The sequence below is a fragment of the Microbacterium immunditiarum genome, assembly GCF_013409785.1.
GTDB classification, from domain to species: domain Bacteria; phylum Actinomycetota; class Actinomycetes; order Actinomycetales; family Microbacteriaceae; genus Microbacterium; species Microbacterium immunditiarum.
On the sequence record NZ_JACCBV010000001.1, the window covers coordinates 456,691 to 476,204 of the forward strand.

17 protein-coding genes, 1 tRNA gene and 1 pseudogene are annotated in these 19,514 nt (G+C 69.4%); 7 read left to right on the forward strand and 12 right to left on the reverse strand.

The window, feature by feature from the left end; genetic code table 11:
- Positions 1-2: 2 nt before the first annotated feature.
- A complete protein-coding gene (dcd, locus tag BJ991_RS02075; protein ID WP_179487031.1) occupies positions 3-608 on the reverse strand; it encodes a dCTP deaminase in 606 nt (201 codons plus the stop codon).
- Between the two features lie 252 nt (positions 609-860).
- Between dcd and BJ991_RS02080 the strand changes: the two genes are divergently transcribed.
- The 3 genes from BJ991_RS02080 to istB all read left to right on the forward strand — a co-directional run bounded on the left by BJ991_RS02080 (position 861) and on the right by istB (position 3,036).
- Positions 861-934, forward strand: a tRNA-Gly gene (locus tag BJ991_RS02080).
- Positions 935-1,042: 108 nt separating this feature from the next.
- A complete protein-coding gene (gene istA, locus BJ991_RS02085) occupies positions 1,043-2,248 on the forward strand; it encodes an IS21 family transposase (RefSeq protein ID WP_179487033.1) in 1,206 nt (401 codons plus the stop codon).
- On the forward strand, positions 2,248-3,036 hold the full coding sequence (istB, locus tag BJ991_RS02090) for an IS21-like element helper ATPase IstB (protein WP_179487034.1): 789 nt from the start codon (positions 2,248-2,250) through the stop codon (positions 3,034-3,036). The genes istA and istB overlap by 1 nt, the downstream gene beginning before the upstream one ends.
- 255 nt (positions 3,037-3,291) lie before the next feature.
- Here the strand turns inward: istB and BJ991_RS02095 are convergent, their stop codons facing one another.
- Genes BJ991_RS02095 through BJ991_RS02120 form a run of 6 tightly spaced genes read right to left on the reverse strand, consistent with a single transcriptional unit; the run spans position 3,292 to position 8,188 of the window.
- Complete coding sequence (locus BJ991_RS02095; protein ID WP_179487035.1) at positions 3,292-4,194, reverse strand: NAD(P)-dependent oxidoreductase; 903 nt, start codon at positions 4,192-4,194, stop codon at positions 3,292-3,294.
- The gene (locus tag BJ991_RS02100) at positions 4,194-5,069 is read right to left on the reverse strand and encodes an NAD(P)-dependent oxidoreductase (protein WP_179487036.1); all 876 of its coding nucleotides are present in this window, start codon (positions 5,067-5,069) and stop codon (positions 4,194-4,196) included. Before BJ991_RS02100 ends, BJ991_RS02095 begins: the two co-directional genes overlap by 1 nt.
- Positions 5,066-5,476 carry a Zn-ribbon domain-containing OB-fold protein gene (locus BJ991_RS02105; RefSeq protein ID WP_179487037.1) on the reverse strand — a complete coding sequence of 137 codons (411 nt, stop codon included), beginning with the start codon at positions 5,474-5,476 and terminating at the stop codon, positions 5,066-5,068. The genes BJ991_RS02100 and BJ991_RS02105 overlap by 4 nt, the downstream gene beginning before the upstream one ends.
- Positions 5,477-5,495: 19 nt before the next feature.
- A complete protein-coding gene (locus BJ991_RS02110) occupies positions 5,496-6,671 on the reverse strand; it encodes a thiolase C-terminal domain-containing protein (RefSeq protein WP_179487038.1) in 1,176 nt (391 codons plus the stop codon).
- A gap of 27 nt (positions 6,672-6,698) precedes the next feature.
- Positions 6,699-7,343 carry a polysaccharide deacetylase family protein gene (locus BJ991_RS02115; protein ID WP_179487039.1) on the reverse strand — a complete coding sequence of 215 codons (645 nt, stop codon included), beginning with the start codon at positions 7,341-7,343 and terminating at the stop codon, positions 6,699-6,701.
- On the reverse strand, positions 7,340-8,188 hold the full coding sequence (locus BJ991_RS02120; RefSeq protein WP_179487041.1) for a fumarylacetoacetate hydrolase family protein: 849 nt from the start codon (positions 8,186-8,188) through the stop codon (positions 7,340-7,342). The genes BJ991_RS02115 and BJ991_RS02120 overlap by 4 nt, the downstream gene beginning before the upstream one ends.
- A gap of 144 nt (positions 8,189-8,332) precedes the next feature.
- Between BJ991_RS02120 and BJ991_RS02125 the strand changes: the two genes are divergently transcribed.
- Positions 8,333-9,253: an SMP-30/gluconolactonase/LRE family protein gene (locus BJ991_RS02125; RefSeq protein ID WP_179487043.1), complete on the forward strand. Its 921-nt coding sequence runs from the start codon at positions 8,333-8,335 to the stop codon at positions 9,251-9,253.
- Positions 9,254-9,368: 115 nt separating this feature from the next.
- Here the strand turns inward: BJ991_RS02125 and BJ991_RS02130 are convergent, their stop codons facing one another.
- The 5 genes and pseudogenes from BJ991_RS02130 to BJ991_RS02150 all read right to left on the reverse strand — a co-directional run bounded on the left by BJ991_RS02130 (position 9,369) and on the right by BJ991_RS02150 (position 15,385).
- Entirely contained in the window at positions 9,369-10,604 is a 1,236-nt protein-coding gene (locus BJ991_RS02130; RefSeq protein ID WP_179487045.1) for an alpha-hydroxy acid oxidase, read from the reverse strand.
- A gap of 4 nt (positions 10,605-10,608) precedes the next feature.
- Positions 10,609-11,232 (reverse strand): annotated as a pseudogene (locus BJ991_RS02135) (ABC transporter ATP-binding protein); the annotation flags it as partial.
- An 80-nt stretch (positions 11,233-11,312) separates the two neighbouring features.
- Positions 11,313-13,205 carry a branched-chain amino acid ABC transporter ATP-binding protein/permease gene (locus BJ991_RS02140; RefSeq protein ID WP_179487049.1) on the reverse strand — a complete coding sequence of 631 codons (1,893 nt, stop codon included), beginning with the start codon at positions 13,203-13,205 and terminating at the stop codon, positions 11,313-11,315.
- Positions 13,206-13,236: 31 nt separating this feature from the next.
- Positions 13,237-14,115, reverse strand: coding sequence for a branched-chain amino acid ABC transporter permease (locus BJ991_RS02145; RefSeq protein ID WP_179487051.1), 879 nt, complete (start codon positions 14,113-14,115; stop codon positions 13,237-13,239).
- 37 nt (positions 14,116-14,152) lie between these two features.
- A complete protein-coding gene (locus BJ991_RS02150; RefSeq protein ID WP_179487053.1) occupies positions 14,153-15,385 on the reverse strand; it encodes an ABC transporter substrate-binding protein in 1,233 nt (410 codons plus the stop codon).
- Positions 15,386-15,751: 366 nt separating this feature from the next.
- Here BJ991_RS02150 and BJ991_RS02155 point away from each other — a divergent pair, with 366 nt between their 5' ends.
- The 3 genes from BJ991_RS02155 to BJ991_RS02165 are packed head-to-tail and all read left to right on the forward strand — an operon-like array spanning position 15,752 to position 19,502.
- Complete coding sequence (locus BJ991_RS02155; RefSeq protein WP_179487055.1) at positions 15,752-16,615, forward strand: SMP-30/gluconolactonase/LRE family protein; 864 nt, start codon at positions 15,752-15,754, stop codon at positions 16,613-16,615.
- The gene (locus tag BJ991_RS02160; protein ID WP_179487057.1) at positions 16,612-17,472 is read left to right on the forward strand and encodes an amidohydrolase family protein; all 861 of its coding nucleotides are present in this window, start codon (positions 16,612-16,614) and stop codon (positions 17,470-17,472) included. Before BJ991_RS02155 ends, BJ991_RS02160 begins: the two co-directional genes overlap by 4 nt.
- A complete protein-coding gene (locus BJ991_RS02165) occupies positions 17,472-19,502 on the forward strand; it encodes an acetate--CoA ligase family protein (RefSeq protein WP_179487059.1) in 2,031 nt (676 codons plus the stop codon). Before BJ991_RS02160 ends, BJ991_RS02165 begins: the two co-directional genes overlap by 1 nt.
- Positions 19,503-19,514: the final 12 nt, after the last annotated feature.

Below are 19,514 nucleotides of genomic sequence, written 5' to 3' on the forward strand. Positions count from 1 at the left end.
GCTCAGGCGCCGCGCGAGCCCGAGTCGTTCACCCCGACGTCGGTGACGTGGAAGTTCTGGAACGACCGCGATGCCGTCGGACCCCGCTGGCCCTGGTAGCGGTTGCCGTACGGTCCGGTGCCGTACGGCGACTCTGTCGGCGACGACAGCCGGAAGAAGCACAGCTGCCCGATCTTCATGCCAGGCCAGAGCTTGATCGGCAGCGTCGCGACGTTCGACAGCTCGAGCGTCACGTGGCCCGAGAACCCGGGGTCGATGAACCCCGCGGTCGAGTGCGTGAGCAGCCCGAGGCGGCCGAGCGAGGACTTGCCCTCGAGGCGCGCGGCGATGTCGTCGGGCAGGGTCACCTGCTCGAACGTCGACCCGAGCGCGAACTCCCCCGGGTGCAGGATGAACGGCTCGCTCGGATCGACCTCGATCAGGTGCGTGAGGTCGGGCTGGTCGAGCGCCGGGTCGATGAACGGGTACTTGTGGTTGTCGAACAGCCGGAAGTACCGGTCGAGGCGCACGTCGACGCTCGACGGCTGCACCATCTCGCGGTTCCAGGGGTCCAGCCCGATGCGGCCGGCGCCGATCTCGAGGCGGATGTCACGGTCGCTGAGCAGCACGTTGACCAGACTAGAGCGGATGCCGCGGCATCCGCTCCGCCGTGTCGCGGTAGGTGGGGTCGGTTGGTTGTGGGCCCCTGGTCGCGGGCGCCCTGGTCGCGGGCGTCGGCTTGCGAGCGTAGGAGATGATGTAGAGGTAGGACGGATGCCGTCGGCGGCGTCCGACGCACGGCACATCTCCTACCCCCGCGGCGCGGGCGCGCGAGATCAAGGCCGATCGCGGTCGCCTGTTATGCTGGCCGAGCACTGTCCGGGGATGTAGTTCAATGGCAGAACATCAGCTTCCCAAGCTGAGAGCGCGGGTTCGATTCCCGTCATCCCCTCCACTGATCTGGCGCGGCACTTTGGTGCTGGCTCAAACGATTGTCGACGACGCTCCAGAACCCGGCCAAAACGACGCTTGAAAACTAGGCCACCCGGACCAGATTGGGTGGGTGATCTCCTTGGAAGATTGGGCGTTGATCAGGCGGCTTGTCGCGGACGGTGTTCCGCAGCGTCAGGTTGCTCGAGATCTCGGTATCGCGCGGGACACGGTCGCGGCGGCGGTGCGGTCTGACCGGCCGCCGAGGTATCAGCGGCCGCTGCAGCCGACGTCGTTCTCGCCGTTCGAGGCGAGAGTCAGAGCGTTGCTGGCGGAGCATCCGTCGATGCCGGCGACGGTGATCGCGGAGCGGCTTGAGTGGTCGGGGTCGATCACCTGGTTCCGGGAGAACGTGCGTCGGCTGCGGCCGGAGCACCGCCCGGTCGATCCCGCTGATCGGCTCAGTTGGGCAGCGGGTGATGCGGCGCAGTGCGACCTGTGGTTCCCGCCCCGGAAGATCCCGCTCGAGGACGGCACGGCGGTGCTGCTGCCGGTGTTGGTGATCGTCGCGGCGCATTCGAGGTTCGTGACCGCGAGGATGATCCCGACGCGCAAGACGGAGGATCTGCTGCTCGGGTCGTGGGAGCTGATCCAGCAACTAGGGGCGGTGCCGCGACGGCTGATCTGGGACAACGAGCCCGGCATCGGTCAGAAGGGGCGGCTCGCGCAAGGCGTCGCCGCATTCGCGGGGACCCTCGCGGCGAAGGTCGTGCAGCTGCGCCCCTTCGACCCGGAGTCGAAGGGGATCGTCGAGCGGCGCAACGGCTGGTTCGAGACCTCGTTCATGCCCGGCCGGGCCTTCGCCTCACCGGCGGACTTCAACGCCCAGCTCGCCGACTGGCTGGAGAACGCGAACGGCAGGGTCGTGCGGACCCTCAAGGCACGTCCGGTCGATCTGATCGAGCACGACCGCTCGAGGATGCTGCCGTTGCCGCCGATCCCGTTGCAGCTGGGCTGGCGGGAACGGGTCAGGCTCGGCCGGGACTATTACGTCCGCCTCGATGCGTCCGACTACTCCGTCGACCCGCAAGCGATCGGCCGCATCGTTGACGTGACCGCAGACCTGGACCGCGTCCGAGTCAGGATGGATGGGCGCGTCGTCGCCGACCACGCCCGGGTCTGGGCGCGCGGAAGCATCGTCACGGACCCGGCTCATGTCGAGACGGCGCGACGGTTGCGGCAGCAGTTCCAGCAGCCCCGCCCTGCCGTCGTCGGAGACGACCTCACCAGGGATCTCGCTGACTACGACCGCGCCTTCGGGATCGAGGGAGTCGCCTGATGGCCGCCAAGCAGACCGACGCCGTCAAGCAGATCACCTATCTCGCCGGAGCGCTGAAAGCACCGAGGATCACTGAAGCGGCCGGCCGGATGGCCACCCAAGCACGGGACGCGGGCTGGTCGTTCGAGGACTACCTCGCCGCCGTCCTCGAACGCGAAGTCTCAGCGCGGAACGCGTCTGGCGCGGAGCTGCGGATCAAAGCCGCCGGGTTCCCCGCCCGGAAGACTCTCGAGGACTTCGACTGGGACGCTCAGCCGGCAGCCCGTCAGCAGATCGCCGGACTCGCCTCCGGAGGGTTCCTCCTCGAGGCGCAGAACGTCGTCCTGCTCGGCCCGCCCGGAACCGGCAAGACTCATCTCGCGACCGCTCTCGGGATCGTTGCCGCGAGGCACGGGCACCGGGTGTTGTTCGCGACCGCGACGGACTGGGTCACCCGTCTCACCGACGCTCACCGGCAGGGCCGGCTCCCGCAGGAACTCGCCCGGCTACGACGCTACGGGCTGATCATCGTCGACGAAGTCGGCTACCTCCCGTTCGAGCAAGACGCCGCAAACCTCTTCTTCCAGCTCGTCTCATCCCGCTACGAACACGCCTCATTGATCCTCACCAGCAACCTGCCGTTCTCTGGCTGGGGCGGCGTCTTCGGAGACCAAGCCGTCGCCGCCGCGATGATCGACCGGATCGTCCACCACGCCGACGTGCTCACGCTGAAGGGCGCCAGTTACCGGCTCCGCGGACGAGGCATCGACAGCCTCCCCAGCATCAAGACGCAAGATCCGGCAGACTGACGAAACGACGAATCGGTGGCCTAGTTTTCGCCCGTCGTTTTGGCCTGGTTCTCAACCGTCGCCGACAACGATTCGTATGCATGCCGTCCGAGCCGAACCGTTTGCGGGGGGTACCGCTCCGCCCGAGGCTCCGCTCGCTGCGCGCGGCGTGTACCGCGGGGGGTAAGGGTGCCGACCGGGCTGCGGCGTCGGCGACCGGTTCCTCGCCGCCCGAGGCCCCGCGCACCCGGGGTCGTCCTCCCCCGGGTCGCACTGTCAGGAGAGATCGACGAGGTTGGTCGGGGTCGTGCCGCTCCCCAGGGCGGCGAGCTGCTTCCGGAGCAGCGACTCCACCGCGTCGGTCATGGTCGCGACCTTCCCGCCCACGTGCGGCGAGATGAGCACACCCGGCATACGCCAGAGCGGATGCGACGGCGGGAGCGGCTCGGGATCGGTCACATCGAGCGCCGCGCGCAACCGCCCCGCCTCGAGCTCCAGGAGGAGAGCCGCGGTGTCGACCACGGCCCCGCGGCCGATGTTGACGACGAGCGCGCCGTCGGAGAGTCGGCCGAGGAACGACGCGTCGACGAGGCCGCGGGTCGAGTCGTCGAGCGGGAGGCAGACGACGACCGCGTCCGCCTCGGGGAGGCGACGCGCGAGGTCGTCCGGCCCGGCTACGTCGCCTCGGGCGTCTCGACGCGCGGAGCGGCCGACACGCACGGCCTCGGCTCCGAAGGGCGCCAACCGGTCGACGAACGCCCCCGCGAGGCCGCCCGCGCCGAGCACCACGACACGCAGGCCGAGCAGCCCGCGCGTGACGTCCCCGCCCCACGTGCCCGTGGCCTGCTGGGAGACGTAGCGCGGAAGGTCGCGCTGGGCGGCGAGCAGCAGGGCCAAGCCGATCTCCGCCGCAGGCGCCTCGTGCACCCCGGCCGCGTTTGCGAAGGCGATTCCGGGCGGGAGGTGATCGGCGACGCCGTCAAAGCCGATGCTCTGGCTCTGCACGAGTCGCACCTCGACGTCGGCGAGCACCGCGAGGAGCGACGGATCGCTCTGATACGGCGGCACGACGATGTCTATGGCGGACCACGGTGCGGCCCCGACGAGGTCCCACACGGCGACGTCGGCCGAGCCGGACAGCCGATGCGCGAGTTCCTCGGTCGGTACGCTGACGCGCATCACGGCATCCGGTAGGTCTGGATCACGGCCGAGTCGTCGCTGCGCCCGAGACCCCGATCGTGCGCAGCCTCGTAAACGGCCCTGGCAGCGCGAGCGAGCGATGGCTCGTGCCCGGCTGCCTCAGCGGCCTCGACGACCAGACCCATGTCCTTGACGAAGATGTCGACCGCGCTGCGCACCGGCGGATCCTCGTCCAGCATTCGCCGGCCCCGGTCGTCGAGCATGAACGAGCCCGCCGCTCCGCTCCGCACGACCTCCCACGCCGCACGCTGGTCGAGGCCGAGCGCCTCGGCGAACGAGAGCGCCTCCGCGGCCGCGACGATGTGCACGCCGCACAGCAACTGATTGACGAGCTTCATCCGCTGTCCGTCACCGCTCGCGGAGCCCACGATCGGTGCGGATGCGGCCAGAGCGTCCAGCAGCGGGCTCACCCGTGCGAGATCTGCGCCCGTCCCCGCGGCCATGATCAGGAGCTCTCCCGCGGCGGCCCGCGCGACACCCCCCGACACAGGCGCGTCGACGACGGCGACCCCCGCGTCTGCGAGCCGCTCAGCCCACGAGCGGACAGCGATGTCGCCGACGGTCGCCATGACGAGGACGATCGCGCCGGGCCGAAGCGCGGACGCGGCGCCCCCCTCTCCGAAGAGCACGGCCTCCGCCTGCGCGGGCGTCGCGACCATGAGCACGAGCACGTCGGCCTTCCGTGCAGCCTCTTCAGGCGAATCGGCGATGCGGCATCCCGCCTCGGCGAGCGCCGCGACCGCGTTCGCGTCGACGTCGAACGCCGTCACCTCGAAACCTGCCGCGACTGCGACGCGGGCCATCGGCCCGCCCATGGCGCCGAGACCGACCCAGCCGACGCGGAGCGCGGTCATGCGGCCGGACGGAACACGGGCAGGGTGACCTGCTCGTCGACGTCCTCGTACGTCACCGTCACGGCCGCGTCGATGCGCAGGTCATCCGGCTCGTAGTCGACGAGGTTCGACATCATGACCGGACCCTCCTCGAGGCGGACGAGCACGATCGCGAGCGGCAGATCATCCTCGAACGGGTTGCCCTTCGCCCGCTCGAGCACGCTGTAGCTGTAGATCGTCCCGTTGCCGCTCACCGGTGTCCACGTGAACTCGCGCGACGAGCAGTAGTGGCACACCGGGCCGGGGTAGTACCAGAAGCGGCCACACCGGTCGCACTTCTGCAACTCCATCCGATGCGCCTTCGCGGCCTGCCAGAACCGCTCGTGGTCTGGGGTGATTGTCGGCAGAGGCCGATGGATCGTTCCCATGTCGTGTATCCCTTCCGGCTCAGGCTCGCGAGGCGCCGAGAATGCTGACGGTGAAGTTGGAGGCGACGGCGCTCGCACTCGTCACGAGGGCCACCTCGGCGGCCTCGACCTGGCGCCCGTGCGCCTCGCCGCGGAGTTGACGCACGGCCTCGGCGAAGCTCATCATGCCGCCGCTCGCTCCCGGGTGGGCGAAGCTCAGCAAGCCGCCGTGCGTATTGATCGGGAGCTTGCCGCCGAGGTCGCCGTGCTCCCGCACGAAGGCTCCCGCGCCGCCGCGCTCGGCGAACCCGAGGTCCTCGAGCTGAACAGCGACGGTGATTGTGAACGAATCGTAGATCATCGCCACATCGATGTCGTCGCGCGAGACGCCGGCCTGCGCGAACGCGCGGTCGCCCGCGACGTCCACGACGGTGTGCACGAGGTCGTGCCTGCCGTCCATCGACCCCTCGGCGAGCTGACCCATGTGGTAGAACGACTGTCCCTGGCCGATACCCAGGAATTCGACCTCGCGCTTCGGATCCCGGCTCGCGCCGCGCGCCGAGACGACGTAGGCGGTCGCGCCGTCGGAGACGAGTGAGCAGTCGAGTCGGTGCAGGGGCGAGGAGATGATCGGCGAGCTGAGCACGTCGTCGACCGTGATCTCGTCGCGGTAGGTCGCGAGCGGGTTGCGGCTCGCGTGCCGGCGCACCATCACGGCGATCTCGGCGAGGTCGGCGTCCGTCGCGCCCGTCTCATGGAAATAGCGCTGCGCGAGCAGGCCGTAGTACGACGGGATGGTCGCGCCGTAGGGGTACTCCCAGTCGAGGTTGTGCGCCCCGACCGACGCCATCATCGCCGATCCCGACAGGTGCCCGGTCGCGAGCTTCTCGCCGCCGACCAGGAGGACGTTCTTGCACAGTCCCGACTCGACGGCCTGCTTCGCCCGTTCGAGGGCGAGCCCGTACGAGGCGCCACCCGCCATCTCGGTGTCTGCGAGCGTCTTGACGTAGATCCCGAGTGTCTCGGAGACGATGATGTGGTACCGCGGCGACATGTGGAAGGCGGGGTGCAGGATGATGCCGTCGATGTCGTGGGCGGTGAGTCCGGCGTCTTCTATAGCCTTGAGCGAGGCGTCGACGATGAGCCCGAGGGTGGTCATCTCGGGCACCTTGCCGATCTTCGATTCGCCGATGCCGGCGATCACGGCGTCTGTCACGTCAGTGTTCCTCTCGTATTGCGTCGGTCAAACTGAGACGAGTCCGTCGAGCGACCCCGTTCGCACACCGCGCCGGATCGGGACGCACTCGTCCGGGAAATCGGAGCGGATCTCGACTCCGTCGGCGATGACGGCGTCGAGGAATCCGGCGAGCTGCGCAACGGCGGGGGAGTTGTCGTGAAGCACGATTACCGTCCAACCCTGCCGGTCGATGTCGGCTCGGGCGCGCGCCGGCCATCCGATCGCATCCTCCCAGTCGCGTGGCACGCTGTTCCAAAGCACGAGCGAATAGCCGCCCCGCTCGAGCGTCTGCACAGCGCGAGGACTCAGCAGATGCGGTCCGAGGACGCCGCCACCACCCCAGGGCCGGAAGAAGCGCTCCTCGGAGGCGAGGTCGCGGAGAAGGTGTTGGCTGGCGACGATCTCCTTCTCGGGCGCCGCGGGGTCGTCAGTCCGCCCGAGCAGCACGCTGTGGGTCATCGTGTGGTTGCCGACTCGGTGGCCCTCGGCTCGCGCCTGCGCGACGAGATCGCGCCGACCGGGCTTCTGGAGGTCGGTGCCCACGACGAAGAATGTCGCGGTGAGGCCGCGCTCACGCAGCACGTCGAGCACGGTCTCGGTGATGCCCGGCACCGGCCCATTGTCGAACGTGAGCGTCAGCCGTCGCGTCATGCGACCGCCTGCCCGGCGACGATGCGGTTGCGCAGCTCGCCGACGCCCTCGATGCGCGTGACGAGTTCGTCGCCGACGTTGAGGTAGCGCGGCGGCACCATCCCGAGCCCGACGCCCGAGGGCGTGCCCGTGAAGATGGCGTCGCCGGGCAGCAGCGTCGTGATGCTCGAGAGCTGCACGATGAGGCGACTGACCGAGGAGGTCATCAGCGACGTGCGCGAGCTCTGCACGGTCTCGCCGTTGACGACGGTCTCGAGGGCGACGTCGTCGGGGTTGGCGAGCTCGTCGGGTGTGACGAGGACGGGCCCCATGGGCGCGAACTTCGGGAACGACTTGCCGAGGCTGAACTGCGGCGTCACCCCGACGTGCTGCGTGATGCGCTCGGAGATGTCCTGACCGATCGTGAGGCCCGCGACGTGGCTCCAGGCGTCCTCTTCACGGATGCCATGGCCGCCACGGCCGATCACGGCGACGAGTTCGACCTCCCAGTCGACCTCTCCGCCGGGGTGCGGGATGTCCTCGTAAGGCCCGGCGATCGAGGAGACGTACTTCGTGAACACGACGGGCACGTCGTGCGCGAGGCCCACCTCGTCGACATGGTCGCGATAGTTGAGCCCGACGGCGAAAAGCTGGCGGGGGCTCGGAACGGGCGACCCGAGCCGGCGCGGGTCGAACCTCTCGCCGTCGGCGACGTGGGCTGCCTGCGCCCACGCGCAGAACTCGTCCCAGCGCTCGAACACGGATTGAGGGTCGGAGGAGAAGGTGCCGCCACTGGACCGTTCGACGTCGAGGGCGCGATCGCCGTCGACGAGAACGAGCCGTCCGGCGAGGTTGGCTAGGCGCATCGTTGCTTCCTGCGAGAAGGATCGTTGTAGTCTCGACAGTAGAGCCTTGTATTCGAAACGTCAACAACTTTCGAATTTGTACCCAGTTTGCTGGATAGAACCAGCGGATGCCGCGACGGTGCTCGTCCGAGCGGAAGGACCCCGATGATCGAACTCCTCCACGCCGCCGACCGACTGCGCGCGCTCCTCGACCCCGACGCCGGCTTCGAGACGATCGCCTCCGGTTTCGTCTTCACTGAGGGGCCGGCGTGGCAGCCGGCGACCTCCACGCTCACCTTCAGCGACCTCCGCGGCGACGCACGCTGGAGCTGGCGCGCCGACCGAGGCGCCCGGCTCGAGGCGCGCCCCGCGTGGAAGGTCAATGGTGCGACCGTCGACCTCGACGGGTCGGTCCTGCTCTGCGAGCACGTCTCGAGCTCGGTGGTTCGGGTGCGCGCCGATGGCGCACGGGAGATTGTGGCGTTCCACTTCGAGGGCACATACCTCAACAGCCCCAACGACGTGGTCGTGCGCTCCGACGGCAGCGTCTGGTTCACCGACTCGAACTACGGCAGGTGGCGGCACATCGTCGGGGTCGAGCGGCCCTTCGAGCTCGGCTTCCAGGGCGTCTATCGCGTGCCCCCTGGCGGCGGGGCCGCCCAACTCGTCGTCGCACGGGACGAGTTCGAGCAGCCGAACGGGTTGTGCTTCTCCCCCGACGAGTCCGTGCTCTATGTCGACGACGTCGACGACCTCAAATCATTCGACGTGCGCGCCGACGACACTCTCGGCCCCGCTCGCGTCATGTGCTCGGGTATGGGGAGTGCGGGCGCCGAGACGGGCAACCCCGATGGGATGCGCTGCGACGAGCACGGCAACGTGTGGGTCGCCGCACGTGACGGCGTGTGGGTGTTCGATCGCGCGGGCGAGCTGCTCGGAATCGTCCGTACGCCCGAGGTATGCGCGAACCTCACCTGGGGCGGCGACGACTGGCGCACCCTGTTCCTGTGCACGTCGACGACGGTGCGCACACTCCGCACCCGCGTCGCGTCGGATCCCCGGGCGCGGCACGGCGTACCGCGGTGAGCGCTTCGATCGCGCGGGCACGTGACCGATCCGCCCGAAGCAGCTCGTTCCCGAGGCACGCCTCTCCACGATGCTCAGGCATCGAGCCGGGTGCGCCGAGGGGCGACAGGCGGGGTCACCCCGCGACCGGAGCGAGCCGCCGCAGTTGCCTCACGTGATGTGGCCCGAGGTCGTCGAGCGTGGGGGCGCCGAGGAGCTGCAGCGTGCGGTGCATCTGCGCCGATAGGATGCCGAGCGCGCGGTCGACGCCGGCGCGCCCGCCGGCCATGAGCCCGTATACGTACGCGCGCCCGACGAGCACGTTGCGCGCACCGAGGGCGACCGCAGCGACGATATCGGCACCCGACATGATCCCCGTGTCTAGCCAGACCTCGACATCGGTGCCGACCTCGCGTACGACGCCCGGCAGCAGGTGGAACGGAACCGGCGCGCGGTCGAGCTGACGCCCGCCGTGGTTCGAGAGCACGATGCCGTCGACCCCCGTCGCGGCGATGCGCCTCGCGTCGTGGAGGGACTGCACGCCCTTGACGACCATCCTCCCCGGCCACTGTTCGCGGATCCACGCGAGATCCTCATAGCCGAGCCGCGGATCGAACATCGTGTCGACGAGTGCCGCTACGGTGCCGCTCCAGCGGTCGAGCGAGGCGAACGAAAGCGGCTCGGTGGTGAGGAAGTCGAACCACCACCGCGGCCGCGGGATCGCGTCGATGACCGTGCGGGGCGTGAGCGTCGGCGGAATGGTCATTCCGTTGCGCACGTCGCGCAGCCGCGAGCCGGCGACGGCGGAGTCGACGGTCACGAGGAGCGTGTCGTAGCCCGCCGCGGCGGCTCGCTCGACCAGCGCCATCGAGCGCTCTCGGTCCTTCCAGAGGTAGAGCTGGAACCAGCGACGACCGTCTCCGCTCGCAGCCGCCACGTCCTCGATCGACGTCGTGCCCATCGTCGAGAGCGTGAACGGGATGCCGAACGCCGCGGCGGCTGCCGCCCCCGCACGCTCCCCCTCGCTGTGCATCATGCGCGTGAACCCGATCGGGGCGATCGCGAACGGATGACTGCTTCGTCGGCCCAGCACATCCCGCGACGTGTCGACATCCGACACGTCCGTGAGCACCGTCGGATGGAATTCGACGTCCTCGAACGCTTGACGCGCGCGCCGCAGCGAGAGCTCGCTCTCGGCCGCACCGTCGCCGAAGTCGAAGGCCGCACGCGGGGTGCGGCGCTTCGCGACGAGGCGCAGGTCGTGAATCGTGAGCGCCGCCTCGAGCCGGCGACGGGTGGGCGACAGCACCGGACGCTTGAATCGCAGGAGCGGCGCGAGATCGCGAGGTCTCGGGATACGGCGGGAGGTCATCGACTCAGAAGTACACGGAGCCGAGGGCCTCGCGATCGGTCATGTCGACGGGTTCGGCGATTCCGTCTCGCAGGAGCACGAGGCGGTCGCAGTGCTTCGCGAGGATCGTCACGTTCTGGTCGACCCAGAGCAGTCCCGCGCCGAGCTCGCGGCAGCTCGCGACCGTGCTGGCGGAGATGCTCGCGACAGCCGTCGGCGAGAGGCCGAGACTGAGTTCGTCGACCATGAGCAGCGTCGGGTTCGCGATGAGGCCGCGTGCGATCGCCACCTGCTGCTGCTGGCCGCCGCTCAGCAGGCCGGCCCTGCGGTCGAGCATGGGCACGATGGCGGGGAGCAGCCCGAGAACCCGGTCGCGCGCGGCGCGGTACTCACGCACGCGGCCTCCGATCGCGCCGATCCTGAGATTCTCCTCTACCGTGAGGTTCGCGAACATCCGTCGGCCCTCGGGCACATGCACGACGCCTCGACTCACAACCGAGACGGGATCGCGTTTGAGCGGTACGCCGTCGAAGTCGAGCCGCCGGGCGGTGCGCGGCAGCAGACCCGAGATGACCTTGAGGAGTGTCGACTTGCCGGCGCCGTTCGGGCCGGCGACCCCCACGATCTCGCCAGGGGCGACCGAGAGCGAGAGCCCGTGCAGGACCGTCGCCTTGCCGTACCCGACGACGAGGTCCTCGATCTCGAGCCCGCGGCCCGCGGCATCCGTGGTCATGATCCCTCCGTTCCTGCGGTCTCATCGACCGGGTCGGACTCGACGCCCATGAAGGTCGCCGCGATCTCAGGACGCGCCAGCACCTCGGCGGGCTCCCCGTTGCCGATGACCCGCCCATAGTCGAGCACCGTCATCTCGTCGGCGATGTCGAGGATGAACCCGATGTGGTGCGAGATCACCATGATCGTGAGCCCGAACCGGCGGTGGACGTCCTTGAGTGTCGCGCCGAGGCTCTCCATCTGCTTGACGGAGAGGCCCGCCGTCGGCTCGTCGAGCAGCAGCAAGCGGGCGTGGCCAACGAGTCCACGCGCGATCTCGACCCGCTTCTGTTCGCTGAGGTCGAGGTTCTTCGCGAGCAGCGCGCGACGGCTCTCGTCGATGCCCACGGCGTCGAGCGCCCAGTGCGCCTCCGCGTCGAGCGCGCGCTCACGGCGGCCCGTGGCCAACCGACCCAGCAGGTCGGTCCAGAATGAGCCCTTCTCGTCGGCATCGAGGCCGAGCTTGACATTGTCGAGCACGTCGAGATCGGGCACGATGGCGGGCGTCTGGAAGGTGCGGACGACCCCGCGCTGCCGGATGCGGTGCGGCGGCACTCCGCGTGTCGATTCCCCGAACACCCGGATGTCGCCCTTCGCCGGCACGTACAGGCCCGACACCGCGTTCAGCAGCGTCGTCTTCCCGGCGCCGTTGGGGCCGATGATCGCGTGAACGCTTCCGGCCCGGATGCGCAGGTCGACGTCGGAGAGTGCGACGAACCCGCCGAAGGTGACTTCGATGCCGTCCGCCTCGAGCGCCGGGATGCCGGCATCCGCCTCTGCGGTCTCGTCGACGACGCGGGATGCTCCGCCGACGGTGGCTGTCGCGGCGTCGGGATCGGGGGCGACTCGGCGCACGTGCGCCGACCGCCGACGTGACGCGAAGCGCCCGAGCGCGGGGACCATCCGCGCGATCCACGCCCCGACGCGCTGCCCGAGCCCGTAGATGCCCTCGGGCAGAAGGATGAGGAAGAACAGCAGCACTGCGGCGAACACGACAGCCGACACGTGGCCGTCGCGCAGCAGGTATCCGGGCAGGATCGTGACCAGCAGCGCACCGAGGATCGGACCTCCGACCGTACCGGCCCCACCCACGACGAGCATCGCGAAGATGTTGACAGACTGCTTGATGCCGAAGCCCTCCGGGCCGAGATAGCCCACCACACCCGCGTACAGCACGCCCGCAATCGCGGCAAGCACGCAGCAGTAGGTGAAGGACAGCATCTTCATCCGACGGACGCGGATGCCGGCCGCCGCCGCGACCGCTTCATTCGTCTTCACCAGACGCAGCGCGCGACCGGTCTGCGAGTCCGTGAGGGAGCAGGTCACGAACACGACGATGAGCAGCACGACGCACGTGAGCAGGAGGTAGGGCTTGCCGTGCGAGCCGACCAGCTCGTACTCGGGCACCGCGAGCCCGTTGGCGCCGCCGAACACCGGACGGAGCACGTCGCCCATGAGCGCCGTCATCGTGAGGTACCCGAAGAAGAGCGTCGCGACGGCGATCCCGAAGATCCGGTACCTCACGACGATGCTCCCGAGCAGCAGTGCGATGACACCCGTCACCCCCACTCCCACGACGACCGCGAGTGGTGTGGGAAAGCCGGCATGTATTCGTAAGGCGGATGTCGCGTACGCCCCTATCGCGACGAACGCAGCCTGCCCGAAGGAGATCTGTCCCGTGAAGCCCACGAGCACATCGAGCCCGATCGCGGCGATGGCCCAGGCGACCGCGGCGATGAGGGTGAACTCGAGTGTGGTGTCCAGCGGGAGCACGAGGCCCGCGACGGTCACCCCACCCGCGATGACGAGGCTCGGGACGAGCGTGCGGTTCTTGGCGTCGCCGATGATCATCGGGGGACCACTCCTTCGTGGACGTTCGAGGTCACAGCCGGACCGCTTCCTGCTTGCCGAGGAGTCCCTGCGGGCGCAGCAGCATGACGATGAGGAGGATGGCGAAGACGACGAGCACGCCGGCTTCGAGATTGAACGCCACGATGGTGACGTTGGAGATGATTCCGACGATGACGCTCCCCAGGAGCGCGCCGGGAAGGCTCGTGAGTCCTCCGAGCACGATGCCCGTGAATGTGAAGAGGAGGTACGGCTCCATCATCGCCGGAGCGAGGAAGGCGCTCGGCGCGAGCAGCACTCCGACGATCGTGCCGAGGATGGCGCTCAGGCCCCACGTGGCGGCACTGAGCCGCGTTGCGCGCAGCCCGAGCAGCCGCGCGGTGTCGGGCTGCTCGGCGAGGGCGCGGAAGCTCAGCCCCGCGCGGGTATAGCGGAACAGCGCCCACAGCACCACCATGATGACCGCCGCGACGGCTGCGATGAGCAGGCTCTGCGCCGGCAGCACGACCGAAGCGATCTGGATGCCCTCGCCCTGCACGATCGTGGGGTGGCGGTAGGGGGCCAGGGCCCCCCACCGCCACTCCATGATCGCCAGCAGGAGCAGTGACAGCCCGAGCGTACGGACCGTGATGTTGAGGTTGCCGGCGCTCGCACGCGGGCGGATCACGAGGAAGTAGACGATGATCCCGAACACCCCAGACGCGACCAGCGCGATCGGCACCGCCGCCAGCAACGGGAGCCCCGCATCGGTGACGAGTGCCCAGGCGACGAACGCGCCGAGAGTCGCGAGCGTCCCCTGCGCGAAGTTCGCCACGCCCGTCGACTTGTACAGCATGACGATGGCGAAGCCGATCATCCCGTAGAGCAGGCCGACGGCGACCCCGCTGATCGCGGCGGAGATGTACAGATCCATGTCGTCAGTCCTTCGTGATGAGGGTGCAGCTTCCCCGTCAGCCGGCCGCCGTGCAGCCGCCGGCCGCCGAGTCTTCCTCGCTGTACGGGCACTGCGCGATGATGTTGAACTCAGAGCCCTTGGGCTGAACGATGTACAGCGTCGCGAGGCCGATGTGGTCCTCGGCGGAGAAGCTCACGGGGGCGAACACCCCGGGCGAGACGTCCTCCCCGCTCCACGACTCGATCGTCTTCATGAGGCCTTCGCGCGTGAGCGGCGAGGTCTGCCGCATCGCCTGGACGATTCCCATCGCAGAGGCGCATCCGATGTGTGCGATGGGGTCGTTGGCGAAATCGCCCTCGGAGAGCAGTTCGATGCACTCGTTGTCGGGCGCCGCGGGCAGCTGAGTGGCGGAGCCGAGGTAGAGGTGCTCGGCGGCAGCGACGTTGTACGAGTTGAGGAACGACCCCGCGACCGCGGCACTCGTGCCGAGGACTCCCTTGGCCGGGAGCGCGTTCTGGTCGACGAGCGCGTTGACGAACTTGGCGCTGTCGCTGCCACCCGTGCTGATGACGACGAAGTCGGGCGCTGCTTCTTTGATCTGGAGCGCGATCGGCGTGTAGTCGGTCGTGCCGAGCTGCGCGACCGCCGAGCCGGCGAACTCGCCGCCGCCCTTCTCCGCCGCCTCGCGGGCGCGTTCGATCGCGGACTCGTACTCACCGAGCGGGTTGACGACGACGAAGATGCTGCCGGCGCCGAACTCCTCGAAGGCATAGTGCACGAGCGCCGCGGTCTGGTCTTCGTAGAGGGGCAGGATCTGGAAGACCCCGGGCGCTGCGGGCTTGACGACCTCCGCGACGCCGTTGGTCGGGAACAGGAACGGCATTCCGGCCGAGCTCAGCGTCTTGTAGACCGCCGCGGCCGTCGCGGAGCCGCACGCGCCGACCATCGCGAACTTGCTGTCGATGAAGCCGCGCACATTCGCGAGCGCGCGCTGCGGGTCGTACGCGTCGTCGATCACCTCGAAGTCGATCATGCGACCGTCGATGCCGCCTTCGGCGTTGACCTTGTCGAAGTAGAGCTTCGCCGCATCGGTGCTGGGCGCGCAGCTCGCGGCACCGGGGCCGCTGAGAGTCTGGGATGCCGCGAGGCGGATGGTGTCGTCGGTGACGCCGACCTCGCCGTCTCCGTCGCCTCCGGTTCCGCCGCCGGAGCAGGCCGTGAGGATGAGGGCCAGTGCCGCGACGCCCACCGCGAGGGGCGTGAACTTCCGAGCGGATGAGATCCGCATGACCTGCCTCCTTTCGCCGCCCCGTCGTCGACGGGGCGGGCACTTCGGGTGACGTCCGCGGCGTCGCACCGGTCGGCGCAGCGTCGCGCGGAGGACTCTTCCTCATTGCCACGAGCTTGCGGACGGCCGAGGCAGGGCCGCCGACGGCCGTGGCCGAAAGAGGCGCCTATGCACTCAGTCGCTCGCAGGTCGAGGGACGTGGAAGCTACACAAGCAGTGGATATTCGAATTGTCAATCTATTTTCGGGAAAATCTGCTCAGCGACGCGGTCGCGGGTTCGCTGTCCAGCTATGGGGGCCCCGATCGGTTTGGAAGAGATTCGAATTCCTTCCTGATCTACGAAACATGCATTACCCTGGGCGGGACATGGAGGTCGAAGGGAGCGCCGTGGGCACGTCATTCCGCGAGATCGCCCGAGGCATCGGGTTCACAGAGGGCCCGGTCTGGCTCGGCGGCGGACGCCTGGCCGTCACGAGCACGTCCCGCGGGCAAGTCGCAACGCTCGCCCTCGACGGCACCCCCGACACTTCCATCCAGCGTTGGGTGGAGACCGGCGGAGGGCCGAACGGACTCGCCCTCGCACGTGACGGTCGGCTCGCCGTGTTGCAGAACGCGACATTCCGCACCCGCTCCACGAGACCCGTCGCCTCGGGCATCCAGGTGGTCGACGGCGACGAGGTGATAGACCTCGCGATCCCCGCGAGCGTCGCACCCAACGACGGGGCCTATGGGCCGGACGGCGCCCTTTGGTTCACCGACCCCGGCACCGACGAGGAGCGCGGCCTCACACCGCGGGTGCGCCGCTGGGAACCCGCGACCGGCGACGTGGCAACCGTGGCCGAGGGCATCGCCTTCCCGAACGGCCTCGCGTTCAGCGCCGACGCGAGCGAGTTGTTCGTGGCGGATTCCCAGGGCCACTGCATCGTCCGGCACCCCGTGCGCGGCGCGACCCTCGGTGAATCGGAGACGTTCGCCGCGATACCCGGGACCGAGCCAGACGGAATCGCCTTCGATACAGGCGGCAACCTTTACGTCGCCGCGTTCGCCTCCGACGAGGTCGTCGTCATCGACCCCATGGGTTCCGTCGTCCGACGTCTCCCCACAGGCGAGGGATCACGGCCGACGAACCTCTGCTTCGCCGGCGACGACCTGCGGACCCTCGTCGTCACCCTCGCGAGCGGCGGTCGCGTCGTCGCATTCGACGACCTCGCCCAAGGGCTGCCGCTATGACCGCCGGGATCGCCCGAGTGATCGACGCCCATCACCACCTGTGGGATCGACGCCGTGCCCCCTACCCCTGGCTCGGGCCGCATCTGCCGCTCTTGGATCGCGAGGTGCTGTTCGACGAGCTCCAGCCGCTCCTCGCCCGGGCCGGTGTGACCGCGACCGTGCTCGTCCAGGGCGCCGACAACGACGCCGACACCGACTTCCTCCTCGACCAGGCCGCTGAGCACGATGAGATCGCGGCGGTCGTCGCCTGGATCCCCCTCGATGAGCCGGATCGCGCGGCCCGCCGTCTCGCCGAGCTTCGTCGGAACCCCAAGTTCCGAGGGATCCGACACGGGATCAACTCCGAGCCGGACCCCGAGTGGATCCTGCGCCAGGTCGTCTCGGAGGGCTTGCGCCTCCTCGAGGATGAGGGCATTCCGTTCGACTACGTGCCGGTGCGGCGTCGCCACCTCGAGCTCGTCCCGGAGCTCGTCGAACGCCATCCGCGCCTGCGCATCGTGATCGACCACCTTTCCAAGCCGCCCGTGCGCCGCGAGGGGCGCGAGCCGTGGTGGACGAACATCGCACGCGCCGCGGAGTCGCCGATGGTGTGGGCCAAGATCTCCGGCCTGATGCCGGCCGGCGGAGATTTCACCGTGTGGGCGGCGGACGACCTGCGCCCATTCGTCGAGCGTGCCGTCGACGCATTCGGGCCCTCACGACTCATGTGGGGCAGCGACTGGCCCGTGATCGACCTCGCAGGAGGCTACCAGCGGGCTCTCGACGCCGCGCTCGCGCTCACCGCCGACTGGGGCGACGACGATCGTGCGGCAGTATTCCATGACACCGCCGCCGCGTTCTACGGGATCGGGTGCTGATGGGTGCGCGCGGACTCGCGATCGTCGGAGCCTCCGAGAGCGGCATCCCCTGGACCGAATGGCTCATCGAGAACCTCGTCCGGCACGACTATCCGGGGGACATCTGGCTGGTGAATCCTCGTCGTGAGACCCTGCTCGGGCGGCTCTGCTATTCCGACATCGACGCGCTGCCCGCCGTGCCCGAGGTCGCTGCGCTGCTGACGAACGCCGATCAGATGCTCGTGCAGCTCGAGCGGCTCGTCGGCCTCGGATGCTCGCGCTTCGTCGTCGTGTCGAACGGATTCGGCGAGCTCGGCACCGACGAGGGCCGCGCCCGCGAGGCCCGTCTGCGCGAGCTGTGCGCGGGCCGCGACCTGCTGCTCGTCGGGCCGAACGGCGTCGGCTTCGCCCTCATGCACGAGCGCCTGTGCGCGATCGCGGAACCGATCGCGCACGGGCTCGTTCCGGGTGACGTGTCGCTCGTGAGCCAGAGCGGCGGACTCACCGCGGCCGCCATCCGCGCCGTGCACAGCGAGGGACTCGGAATCGACTTCGCCGCCTCGGTCGGCAACGGCGCGGTGCTCGACATCGCCGCATCGCTCGAGTTCGCGATCTCGCGGCCCACGACGCGGGTCGTGCTCGGAGTCGTGGAGTCGCTCACGGACCGCGAAGCACTCGAGCGCGTCGCGGCACACGCCCGCACGGCAGGCAAGACGGTGGCGCTGCTCCTGCTCGGCGCCTCGGAAGCCGCCCGCGGCGTAGCCGCCTCGCACACGGGGGCCGTCGTGAATGAGCAGCGCACGGTCGGCGCATGGCTGCGCAGCCTCGGCGTGGTGACTGTTGCGACGGTCGAAGAGCTCGCCCGCGTTGCCTCTCTCTCGACGATCCTCTCGCCCGAGGACGCGCGCGGAGGATTCGTCGCGACGCTCTCCGGCGGGGGAGCGGGACTCAGCGCCGACCTCGCGGCGCACTACGGCGTCTCGCTGACGCCGCCGTCTCCGTCCACCGCGCAGAGGCTGCGGGCCGCGCTTCCGCCGGGCGCGTACGTCGGCAACCCGCTCGACATCAACACGGGAGACGCCGCGGCTGTCTACGCGGCGCTCGGCGACGATCCCGCCGTCCGCTTTCTCATCGAGCCGTGGCAGCTCCCCTGGCCGACGGAGAGCCACGAGTACCACTGGCAGCGAGCAGGGATGGAGCGTCTCCGCGATGTCTCGCGCTCGACGGATCTGCCCGTGCTCATCGCGAGCGTCGCGCATCAGCCGGTCTCCGACTGGATGCGCGAGCTCGCGACCGGCAGCCGGCTCTGGGTCGCTCCCGACCTCGATCTCACGCTCGCCGCCCTCGGGCGGCTCGCCCTCCCGCGGCGCGCGGATGACGACCTGCCTGGGGCTTCGACTTCGGGCGGATCGGGGACGATGTCACGCGGCATCGTCGCCGAGGCAGCGGCCCGCGAGCTGCTGGGCGCAGCGGGCATCCCTGTCGTCGGCGGAGCCGAGGTGGCTGACGCGCCCGAGGCTGAACGAGTCGCCGCGTCGCTCACAGGCCCCTTCGCGGTGAAGCTCTCGCTCGAGTCCGTCGCACATAAGGAGCGGGTCGGTGGGGTCGTGCTCTCTGTTCCGGTTGAGGGCGTCGCCGAGGCGTGCGACCGCATCCGGGCGAACGCGATCGCCGCAGGGGTGTCCGACGGCTCGGACGTGAGGTTCCTCGTCACCGAGATGGTGTCGGGACCCGAGCTGCTCGTCGGCATGGTGCGCGATCCGCTCTCAGGGCTGAGCCTCACGGTTGCGGTCGGCGGCTGGGCGGCCGAGGCGGGAGCGGTGTTCGGGACGATTCCGCTCACGTCGTCGCCCTCGATCGCCGACCACGTCGCCGCATGGCGTCTCCCGCGACTGGTCGGCCCCGAGCGCGCCGGAGGCCTCGTCGGCTTCCTCGAGCAGCTTGCCGAAGCGGCGCGGGCGGATCTCGCGGAGTTCCGCGAGATCGAGCTCAACCCGGTGATGCTCACAGCGCGAGGCCCACTCGTGGTGGATGCGCTCCTCGTGGAGTGACGAGCTTGCCGG